General features: G+C 57.2%; 1 protein-coding gene. It reads right to left on the bottom strand.

The annotated features are described in order from the left end of the window. On the bottom strand, nucleotides 1-225 hold a 225-nt coding region (locus A3722_RS15670; protein WP_067916289.1), incomplete at its 3' end, for a hypothetical protein. Between the last annotated feature and the right edge of the window lie 51 nt (nucleotides 226-276).

Raw genomic sequence — 276 nt, 5'->3', positions numbered from 1 at the left:
ACCGCTACTCGGGCTGTTGACCAGCACAAACGGCACCTCTGCCCCTTCTTTCTCGTAGATGCAGCGGTACTTCATCTGGCCGTCGAGCGGATCGCGCACCTGGTCGTAGCGATAGCTGTACTTGATCCCTTGGTCGATCCAGGCCTCGACGCCTGCGGGCGTCACCAAGGACATGGGTTGCCCATCCAACAGCAACGTTTTCCCCACGTTGAATACTTCATCCATCTTTCGGTCTCCTCTGTTTGTCCTGTCATATCGCGTCACAGGCTGTGGCCT

It is taken from the genome of Sulfitobacter sp. HI0027 (assembly GCF_001634775.1).
Taxonomy (GTDB): domain Bacteria; phylum Pseudomonadota; class Alphaproteobacteria; order Rhodobacterales; family Rhodobacteraceae; genus Sulfitobacter.
The sequence above is the reverse complement of the archived record's forward strand: the minus strand, read 5'-3'. Positions and strand labels throughout refer to the sequence as shown.